Consider the following 8,932-nt stretch of genomic DNA (forward strand, 5'->3'; position numbering starts at 1 on the left):
CGGCAGGTTCACCAGGGCCATCCGAAAACAGATGAAGTGGCCTCAAGGGGCCTCTTGGAGGCGCTTGAAGGGCCATTCGGTAAATAACTAGAGACACCCCACCTGAAGCGAGTGCCTGGGATTTCCTAGTGGTGCGGGTAATTGGCTCAGAGGCCGACCTACGCCGCAATGCGTCCCATCACGTTGAGGACGCTGCGAGCGGTCCACTTACCGCCGCGAGGGGTCGCGATGTGTCGAGCGTTCAACGCGCCTGCGATGCCGTTGGCAGAGGTGATGCCCTCAGCCTTGATGCCTGCGATGATGCCTGACAGCCCCTCAGCGCGCTCCATAGCGCCAGCCTTGAGGGCCTCGACAGCACTCCCGTTCCCCAGTCCCTTGAGGTGGGCTGCTCCGTTCGGGTTGCCGAGCTTCGTTCCCCTCGCCCTGGCGGCAGCAAGAGCGTGCTTCGTCCGCTCGCTGATTACCTTCGCCTCCTTCTCAGCAAGGGCGGCGTAGATGTGGAGCATAAACGGGTCTGCGTCGGGTCCAAGCTCGGTGACCACGAAGGGGACGCGGGTCCGCATCAGGCCTGAGATGAAGTGAACATCTCGGGAGAGACGATCCAGCTTCGCCACCAACACCGGGCAGTTGCGGAGCTTGGCGTCACGTATGGCAGCCGCGAGCTGAGGACGGGCCTCAAGGGCATCGGAGCCCTTGCCTGTCTCCACCTCGGTGAAGGTGCTGAGGAGCGTGTATCCCTGATCCCTGGCGAACCGCTCGACAGCCTCGCGCTGTGCCTCAAGGCCTAGACCACTACGGCCCTGGCGCTTCGTGGAGACACGGAAGTAGGCGACTGCGATGCGGGTGGACATGGTTCAGCACCTCGTATGCACAATCACCTAACCGACGTTAGGCGTTTCTGCAAGAGGTTGACGCGGCCAGGTCTGCCGCTGTCGTTCGGTCGGCGTGGTGACGCGCGCCTAGACACGCCCGTGGTTGCCGCTCGGTGGGCGCTCGCGCGTCGTCGCGGCTGCGCACAGAGTAGCACGCGAGGAGGGGCCGAGGGGGAAAGTGGCCGTCTCGAATTGATCGAGGGGCTCTCAGAAATTCTCGACAAACATTTCGACCCCCTTCACCGCCACAGATGCGGACTGGTGTTATTCAAGCCGTTGACCACGGCGATCAGGACCAAGATGCCTAGACCGATGAGGATGTGACGGAGGGAGATGGAGTTCACGGAGGTCGATCCTAGGGCACCGATGACGGTGAGGAGGACCATAGACCTACTCTACGAGGTACGTGAACAAGGTGCTCTAAGGGTTATGATGATAGAGGTAACAACCTCAGGGAGACGTTAAGGAGCATTGTTAGGTGTCTCCTTAAGTATGAACCTTTTTCACTCTTCCCTAGTGGTGCGGGTAATTGGCCGCCAGAGGTGATTTCGTCTAGAGGAACAAGGACTTGGTCGATCCGGTCGGCTCAGATGCTCACCGCGTCCTCACCGGCCTGTCCCCCGGCCATCTCAACCAGCACGGTGACGTACCGATCAACCACCATGCCCTGGTCGAGCGTGTGCAGGTAGTTCGTCAGCGCTTGCATCCCGGCAATGAAATCCTCTGCCGGGAGCTTGCGGAGGCAGGCGACGAGTTCAGCCTCGTTGGCTGTGTCGATCTGAGCGACGTAGGAGTTCGGTGCGCCGAGGGCGATTCCTGCGATGGTCACGGGTGCGTTTGTCGTGGTCATGGATTTGACTCGGACGTGAGCCGGTCAGGCTCGGGATGGATGCGAGTTCGCTAGTGTGCGGGTAATTGCCGTTTCGGCGTGTGCGGTGCCAATCAAGGAAGCCCGCCAGCACCGTTCGGGCAGTCAGGGAGCCACAAAGGGATCACGGCCGCTGGCGATCGCTACCGCACAGCCCGGATAGGCTTCACTCTCCAGGCTCGTCGGTGCGTGTGCACCGCTCGCGCTCCTCTTGAAGACGGCTCTTTCGTGCCTCTTCGGCTTCTCGACGCGCCACCGCTTCAGCTCGCAGGGTGTCCGCATTGGCGGCCGACCGGGGCATTCTTGTCGCCCTGACCCTGATGGCCCCTTCAAGGCTTTCCAGGCCGATGGGCAGCATGGGACCAAGGAGGCGAAGTTCTCCGTCAACCTTGGTCCAGATGGAGTGGATCGCGAGCCAGCGTTCTTGAGCCAGTGCCCATCCACGCCGATCAGCACGATCACGAGCCGCGTTCATCTCCTTCTTCGAACGCCCAAGGTGATCCCTCAGCACCTCCGCGAGTACCACGGCGTCGAATTCACGGAGGTGCAAAGGGGGCAGGTAGCGGCCGTGCATCGTTACTCTCGATTGCCGGCCATCTGTACGGTCAACGGCAGGGCTAATCCAGCGATCATGCTGGCCTGCAACATTATATCCAAGATGCAGCACGTCAATGTGAGGATATAAGATTGCGGCAGACTTTTCGGCGTCCGAGCTTTGCATGCTAAATCACTCGGATATTTATCGGTTTCAGCGAAGTTTCTTGCACGTGGCGGTTCGTGTGTGGCGGTGCTCGATTACAACACCGCCCGAAGTCGTTGCCGGACAGCCTCAAACGGCATCCAAGGGGGCGATCGGCTTCCGGGTGAACCACGCTCGCACCTCATCCCAGTGCCAGTGGCGATTGAGCTTCGACCCTTCCACGAAGACGCCCGTAATCGGCATGTGTCCCCACATGATGGACATGCCATAAGGCCCGACTCTCACGCCTAGATCGCCTCGACTGACGATGGCGAACAGGTTGCGTGACCGGGCCTCGATGCCCCACTTTCCCCACTGGATGTTCATTGATTTTATTCCCGTTCCCGCTACTTGCGGAGGGGTATTATGAAGCAGCCAGATTCTACGCAGGTCAATATTGAAGAGAATATCTGGGGTGGAACTGTTCTCTGGGGTGCAATTATTGCTGACGCCCTAATGTCATGATGGACGTGCTGAATTTCATACGACAGCCAGTTTTGATGCTCAATTGCAACACCGCTCGGGGAAGCGTGCGGCTGTCGAACCAGCGGCGGAACAATCTTCCCTGACCCGTGCAAGCGGTGGATAGGAGATGGCTCGGGTCGTCTACCGAGACCAGCGTCATCATCGCGGGTCTGCCGGGCTTGTCAGGCACGGTCACGTACCCCCAAACGGTGCCTTGATGGCTCTGGCGACACCGCTGACAGACGCTGCCGGCGCTCCATCCGAGTGGTCTGGCGGCATCCTTGGTCAGGAGGCACAGGCAGCCTTAGAAGGTGCCGGAACGGAGCCTGAAGCTGCGCTGTAGGCCCCTGATGCCAGGGCTGAAGGTGATGAGGGAGACCGTGAAAGCTCCCGTGTTGTAGGCTGAGGGAGCCGTCGCCCTCCAATGTGTCGTTAGCTACATTCGTTGTGCCAGAGCGCCGATAAGAATGGGGCCGAGCATGGCGAGTATCCCCACAACTGAGAAAGTTGCGGGGCCGTTGGCGAAGATGCCGACCGCGCCGACTACAAGCAGGTACACGCACAACACTGCTGCGGGTCCGGCTGCGTGCAGGTTCAACGTGATGTTCTTGAGCCAGTCCAACCCGACCTCCCGATCCTGCTCCCTTCAATCTACGGGAGGTAGGGACACGGCTTCAACGCACGCCCGCATTGCCTCCACCGAAGCTTCCCCCGCGTAGACGCCCATGGTCATCCCGAGCGGCAGTTTGACGCCGTCGAGCGTCCCATCCTCGGCCTTGTGCCCAACTACGTTGGCGATGGTCCAAGGCGTGTACCCCTTCACTCCGCGCTCAAGTCCCTCCACGGCCTTGCGGACGAACCAGCGGCGCCAGGAGTGGAAGTCCACGTTGGACTGACGCTGCGCCTCCGAGGCGCGCTCATCGACACCCAGGCGCCTCCGCTCGCGCGTGAACGCCTGACTGACGGGAGCCGAACGGTCGCGCTTGGAGCCCGGCCGTTGCTCCTCAAGGTCGTGGAAGAGGTAGGCGTCAGGCGCCTTGTCCTTGCTCCGTTTGGCGATGATCGAGGCCAGACCAGGGTGAGCAGGAATGGTGCGGAGGCCGCTCGGCGTCTTCGCGTCTGTAACCCGCAGGCACCCGTTGGCACAGTCACGCACCCGTAGTCCCGCCACCTCCTCCAACCGGAGGCCGCTCAAGGCGCTCACCTTCGAGAACTCACGCTCCCGCTCGGTGCGGATGCCATTGAGGAGGATGCGGACCTCAGCGTCCGTGAAGGGCCGCTTCTTGGCGCTCCCCTCCTCCCGGCGCTGCTTCGGAGCTTCGAGCGACTGTTGGAGCCACGGGTTCTCCTTCGTCCCGTGCCGCTTCGCGAGCCAGCGCCAGTAGGAGCGGAGCGCGGATAGGTCCTTGTTGGCGGTCTTGATTGAGACACGCGGCTCGATGAACTGGTCGTGGATGAACCGACCGGCCACCCGCTGGGTGATGGCCTCTACGGTCTTCGGCGTTCGCGTGCGGTCGCACCACGCCTCCAGGCGCCCTAGAGCCCGTTTGATGTCGTCTCGGTACCCGATGGAGAGATCGGCCTTCTCCGCGAACATGCGCTCAAGGAGAGCGGGAAGCGGGGTCTGGATGCCGAGTGCGATGGCGGCGAAGGTCTGCGCTGTCGCCTCGCCATGCCGAGCTTCAACGTCGTCAACGTGAGCCTGGAAGGCGTCCTCCTCCGCGTCGTATTCGTCTTCCTCACTGCCGCCGCCGACCATCACCAACTCGCCGGCATCACGGAGTCGCTTCACCTCCAGGGCTTCAGCGACGATGGAGGACTGCACGACCGCCACCCGCTCTCCCGTGAGCATCGCTCGAAGGCGCTTGATCACGTCCACCTTCTCCCGTTCGGCTTCCAGAGGGTCGGTGGTCTGTAGGGTCTGCTTGAGCTTCGTCCGCCCAACTCGGGCGACCATCGAGGGCGGAACACGGATCACCACACGGATGCGGTTGCCGTGCTGTTCAAGGTGCTTGCCGAGCTTCTTCGAGGGCATCGAACGGGGCCTTGAGGAGGTGTCCCCCACGATGTCCCCCGATGTGTCCCCCAAATCAAGCGGAAAAAGCTCAACGATCACAGCATGTCAGGCACTTAGGTGGGCCTGGGCGTATGGTCCCGCTCCCTCCGCCAGATTTTGCGATAAGTCGCTGAAGAAAGTCAGTTTTCGGGGCACTCCGGCTCTGCCTGGTCCCGTACTCCTACTCGCTTGATGTGATTTCTTGCCTTCGTCCGTTTCGTCATGCGGATACGGCGTCACGCGCGTCCCGGCCATGTCGCGGCGATCATGTCGGGGCGTCGCACATCCCGAAGGGCGGCGATGAGCGGGCTCGCCACCGATCGGCAGTCGTGAGGGTCTTGGCGACACGGAGTAGGTTCACGCGGGCTTCGCGCAGGCTGGGCCTCAGACCTACGGGCCGTTCTCCTGCCGCACCCTTCCGCAGCGTGGCAGGCGCCGATACCATCGCCAGCAACTCGGACCGCCGGTGACGACGCCAATCAAACCGAGCCGGCCGTTCCTCAGAGCAGCGCAGGCGGCGGGAGTGGAAACGGCGGGGGACAGTCGTTACCGTCGCCAGAGGCAGCCCCTGGGCTCAGCCGCGGCGGGATTTTTCGCTCGGATGCCGCAACGCGATCGCCGGAGGGGCCGGTTTCCCGGGCGATGATGAGCCGCCGTTTCTGATTGGGGTAAGCTGCCCGCAGGCTTCGCAATTGAATCGCCGATGGGGACGCCCGATCGATTCCGATGCTCACCGGCGCCCGTCTCCAGCGTGACGCGCAGGCCCAATCCGCGGCGATGTGCCGGCCCGAATCCGAGGGGCCCGTGCTCCGGCCCCTCGAACTGCGGCGTTCAGCTCGAAAATGAACCGAACCCCTCGAAATCGCTGGATGGAGAAACGCGTTTGGTCGGAGCGCATGACGGTCCATGAGGCGCTTGGCTCGTCGTGGTGACGGATGATGCCTTTGCCAGTCCAACGATGCCCATCGCGGACGATGTTTTCCCGCTCCGTTTCCATTTCGCAGGCGTCGCAGAGCCGTTCGACTTCTTAAGGTCGCGCATCGGATTGCCCTATTGGCGAGCGTTTATTCGGAAAAGTGCGCAGTGAACGCGCGCTGCATGCTCATGTTCCGAGCACTGGATCGACTGATGCCCTGTAACGGCCAAGGTCGGTCTTCCAACGAAGCGACCCGCTGGGACCGGCGACGTCGCGCTTAATGGACCGAACGGGTCGAAGTGATTGCGCTCCACACGGAGGCTCCACGGCGGGCAATGGGCCGTGTTCCGGGGACCGCCTCCCGCAAGGATCGACGTCATGCGCAGGGGAATGCGGATCCGGTCGCGAACCGGCTGAACATCGGACGGGTTGCAGGAATGCCGATCCAGCGCCCGGCCTTCAATTGCGTCCACTTGCCCGCACCACCGTCCGGGCTGGTGCTCAACCGAGCCGCCCGCCCCGCGCCCGAAGTGCAGCGGCTGGTGACGAGACGGCTTGTGAGGCACTCTCGCTGGATCGAGACTTGGAGCGCCCCGCCGGGGACCGACGACGTTGTCGAAAGTGAGTTCATGGCCCGCAAGCGTGTGCGCCCCACGATCGAGAGCCTGACCGAAGCCGTCGGACGGCTCGGCCTCCCGGCGAAGGAGATCGATTTCGAGGCCCTGCGCATCCATCTCGAATTGCCGGAATTCGGCGCGGCGGTGGAGGACGAGCGCGTGACGCGCGCCCTGCGCGAGATGCGGGCGGCGCGTGCCTTCGTCGAGGAAGGCCTTCCTGCGCTCAAACGCGCCGTTCCGTCCCTCAGGGCCGTGGTCGGCAAGGATCAGGGCATCGGCTGGACCGTTCGGGTCGAGATCCCCCTGCTCGAGGCCGGCCGCCTGGATCTGCGCGTCGATGTTGCCCCGGATCCGGGGGTCGCCGAGATCCTCGCGGGCATGGCCGCGCGGAACGATCCGTCGCGCCGCCTTGAGGATCTGCGCGCCGCGGTGGCGGAGCTGACGGCCGAGACCATCCGGGCTTTACGCAAGCCCATCGATCGCCTCCGGGCTCAGATCCTCGCCGACCTCCGCGAGGTGGGCGCCGACGCGGCGGCCTATCTCGCGCATATGGACCGCTCCCTGCGCTCCCGCCCGTTCGGCTTCGGCCCGAAACTCGCCCGCGCCCTCACCGACGTGCTGACGCCGGTGCGTCAGCGCGCCAAGGCCGTGGCGCGGGAGGGCTCCCGACTGCGGCGCCTGCGGGATCAGGTCGGGTTCGGCGCTTATATCGAGAAGTTCGGCGCGGCGCGTCGACTGAACCGCCGCATCCTGTTCCACATGGGGCCGACGAATTCCGGCAAGACCTACGCCGCCCTGCAGGCCCTGACCGCGGCACCCACCGGCGCCTATCTCGCACCGCTGCGCCTCCTCGCCCTGGAGAACTACGAAGCTCTGCGCGAGCGCGGCCTGCGCGCCGGCATGGTGACGGGCGAGGAGGTGCTGGGCGAGCCCGATCCGACCCACACGGCCCGAACGATCGAGACCGCCGACCTGACCCGCCCGATCGACGTCGCCGTGATCGACGAAATCCAGATGCTGTCGGATCCCGACCGGGGCTGGGCCTGGACCAACGCTTTGTTCGGTGTCCCGGCACGAACCGTCATCGTCTGCGGCTCCGACGACGCCTTGTCCTATGTCCGCCGCGCCGCCGAGGCGGCCAACGAGTCGCTGGAGGTGATTCCCTTCGAGCGGAAGTCGCCCCTGATCCTTCTGGACGAGCCCGTCCCCCTGGAGAAGGTCGAGCCGGGCGACGCCGTCGTGGCCTTCTCCCGCCGGGCGGTCCACGAGAATCGCGAGATCCTCGTCGCCCGCGGGCATCGGGTGGCGACCATCTACGGCGCGCTGTCACCGGAGGTTCGCCGCGCCGAGGCCGCCCGGTTCCGCTCCGGCGAGGCCGACATTCTCGTCACGACGGATGCCATCGGCATGGGGCTCAATCTCGGCCCCTTGAAGCGGATCGTCTTCTCGGCCGTGCGCAAGTGGGACGGTGTCGGTGAGCGGGCACTGACCAATTCCGAGATCCGGCAGATCGCCGGGCGGGCCGGACGCTACGGACATCACGAAGTCGGCTACGTGGCTGCCACCGAGCCGACGGCCATCGAGCCGATCAGGGCCGCCCTGGCCGGCGCGCCCACGGCACCGGCCGCCGACACGCGCTTCTACGTGCGCCCGGATCTCACCGCGATCCGCTCCGTGGCCGAAGAGATGCGGACGCCGAGCCTGCACGAGGTGATGACGCATTTCGCGCGGGCCACCTTCTACGCCGGCTCGCCGTTCCAGCCTTCGGCCCTGGAAGAGGTTTTAGAGATCGCGCGCACCATCGACCGCGCCCGTCTCCCGATCGAGGAAAAGTTCGTCTTCTCGGTCTGCCCGATCGACCGGCGCGACGAGATCGCGATGGGCATGCTGGAACGCTGGAGCCAGGTGCGGGCGGCCGGCGGCGCGGTCCCGGCTCTGCGCGCCAGCCTCGCGGGAGAACTCGACTATCAGGAACGGACGGTGAAGCTGGCCAGCGCCTATCTGTGGCTGTCGCGGCGTTTCCCCGAGACGTTCGACGATGTCGAGGCGATCCGGCACATGCGCGGCCGTGCCAATGACGCGATCGAGCATCACCTGCGGCAGACGGCGGCCCGCAAGGCCGAGCGTCGGAGCCGGCACGCGATCGGCGCGCGGTGACGGGTTTGGGCCGCCTGGAAGGAGCGTCTCAAGGCCCCCTCCCCTCTCGGGGTGCGTCCGGCTCGTTGCGCGGGGCCGGGACGCGGGACAGCAAAAAGCCCGCGGACCTTTTGGGTCGGCGGGCTGCATGTGGGTGTGTGTTTATGAGTTGGTTGCGGGGGCTGGATTTGAACCAGCGACCTTCAGGTTATGAGCCTGACGAGCTACCGGGCTGCTCCACCCCGCGCCGAGGCGCTGATCGT

Annotated in this window: 7 protein-coding genes and 1 tRNA gene; 1 reads left to right on the plus strand and 7 read right to left on the minus strand. The window is 64.4% G+C overall.

Translation table 11 applies throughout. The features are described 5' to 3' along the window. Window positions 1-158 precede the first annotated feature (158 nt). The 6 genes from HNR51_RS24075 to HNR51_RS24100 all read right to left on the minus strand — a co-directional run bounded on the left by HNR51_RS24075 (window position 159) and on the right by HNR51_RS24100 (window position 4,979). Window positions 159-851: a recombinase family protein gene (locus HNR51_RS24075; protein ID WP_182556616.1), complete on the minus strand. Its 693-nt coding sequence runs from the start codon at window positions 849-851 to the stop codon at window positions 159-161. Between the two features lie 607 nt (window positions 852-1,458). Further along, complete coding sequence (locus HNR51_RS24080) at window positions 1,459-1,722, minus strand: hypothetical protein (RefSeq protein ID WP_182556617.1); 264 nt, start codon at window positions 1,720-1,722, stop codon at window positions 1,459-1,461. Window positions 1,723-1,906: 184 nt separating this feature from the next. Then, window positions 1,907-2,314, minus strand: a complete 408-nt coding sequence (locus HNR51_RS24085) for a hypothetical protein (protein ID WP_182556618.1) — start codon at window positions 2,312-2,314, stop codon at window positions 1,907-1,909. 255 nt (window positions 2,315-2,569) lie between these two features. Continuing rightward, a complete protein-coding gene (locus HNR51_RS24090) occupies window positions 2,570-2,806 on the minus strand; it encodes a hypothetical protein (protein WP_182556619.1) in 237 nt (78 codons plus the stop codon). Window positions 2,807-3,380: 574 nt separating this feature from the next. Beyond that, window positions 3,381-3,566: a hypothetical protein gene (locus HNR51_RS24095; protein ID WP_182556620.1), complete on the minus strand. Its 186-nt coding sequence runs from the start codon at window positions 3,564-3,566 to the stop codon at window positions 3,381-3,383. Window positions 3,567-3,590: 24 nt separating this feature from the next. Further along, window positions 3,591-4,979 (minus strand): site-specific integrase, encoded by a 1,389-nt coding sequence (locus HNR51_RS24100; protein ID WP_182556621.1) that lies wholly within the window; start codon window positions 4,977-4,979, stop codon window positions 3,591-3,593. A gap of 1,566 nt (window positions 4,980-6,545) precedes the next feature. On the opposite strand from HNR51_RS24100, the gene HNR51_RS24105 reads away from it, so the two are divergent. Beyond that, the gene (locus HNR51_RS24105) at window positions 6,546-8,690 is read left to right on the plus strand and encodes a helicase-related protein (RefSeq protein WP_182556622.1); all 2,145 of its coding nucleotides are present in this window, start codon (window positions 6,546-6,548) and stop codon (window positions 8,688-8,690) included. A gap of 149 nt (window positions 8,691-8,839) precedes the next feature. Here the strand turns inward: HNR51_RS24105 and HNR51_RS24110 are convergent. Further along, window positions 8,840-8,916: transfer RNA gene (locus HNR51_RS24110), tRNA-Met, on the minus strand. Between the last annotated feature and the right edge of the window lie 16 nt (window positions 8,917-8,932).

Origin of the sequence: Methylorubrum thiocyanatum (genome assembly GCA_014138645.1) — a bacterium.
Taxonomy (GTDB): Bacteria; Pseudomonadota; Alphaproteobacteria; order Rhizobiales; family Beijerinckiaceae; genus Methylobacterium; species Methylobacterium thiocyanatum.

What these genes read in the sequence shown, in the direction of transcription:
- HNR51_RS24075 (WP_182556616.1), bottom strand. Translation starts at nt 851, where the DNA reads ATGTCCACCCGCATCGCAGTCGCCTACTTCCGTGTCTCCACGAAGCGC.
- HNR51_RS24080 (WP_182556617.1), bottom strand. Translation starts at nt 1,722, where the DNA reads ATGACCACGACAAACGCACCCGTGACCATCGCAGGAATCGCCCTCGGC.
- HNR51_RS24085 (WP_182556618.1), bottom strand. Translation starts at nt 2,314, where the DNA reads ATGCACGGCCGCTACCTGCCCCCTTTGCACCTCCGTGAATTCGACGCC.
- HNR51_RS24090 (WP_182556619.1), bottom strand. Translation starts at nt 2,806, where the DNA reads ATGAACATCCAGTGGGGAAAGTGGGGCATCGAGGCCCGGTCACGCAAC.
- HNR51_RS24100 (WP_182556621.1), bottom strand. Translation starts at nt 4,979, where the DNA reads ATGCCCTCGAAGAAGCTCGGCAAGCACCTTGAACAGCACGGCAACCGC.
- HNR51_RS24105 (WP_182556622.1), top strand. Translation starts at nt 6,546, where the DNA reads ATGGCCCGCAAGCGTGTGCGCCCCACGATCGAGAGCCTGACCGAAGCC.